Raw genomic sequence first — 482 nt, forward strand, 5'->3', positions numbered from 1 at the left:
CCTAGTCTGCTTAGAACCTTCAAATTACTTTGAACGCACCGACTAGTAGGAATACCCGAAGATGAACGGGAAATGCTTTAGCATAATTCAGATGACCCCTCTAAGGTCGCACACTAACATAATACCCTTCAGACCAAAAGTGTCTATTCCCAAACTTATATTTTAAATTTGCATGTCTTTCAAAAATCATTAATGCACTTTTACCTTTTAAATATCCCATAAAACTAGATACACTTAACTTTGGTGGAATCGAAACTAGTATATGAATATGGTCCGGCATTAAATGACCTTCTATAATTTCTACTCCTTTATATTTGCACAAATCTTTTAATATATCTCGTATGCTTTCTCTATATTTACTGTATATTATTTTTCTTCTAAACTTAGGCGTAAATATAATGTGATACTTGCACATCCATCTTGTGTGTGCTAGACTTTTATCCATGAAACTCACCTTTCTTTCGTTTTAATAGTGGCCTGAA

The 482-nt window shown here is 33.4% G+C and carries 1 pseudogene; it reads right to left on the bottom strand.

The features are described from left to right. Nucleotides 1-115: 115 nt before the first annotated feature. A pseudogene (gene tnpA / locus CPJCM30710_RS17460) lies at nt 116-445 on the bottom strand (IS200/IS605 family transposase); the annotation flags it as partial. Nucleotides 446-482: the final 37 nt, after the last annotated feature.

The organism is Clostridium polyendosporum, assembly GCF_018332455.1.
GTDB classification, from domain to species: Bacteria; Bacillota; Clostridia; order Clostridiales; family Clostridiaceae; genus Clostridium_AY; species Clostridium_AY polyendosporum.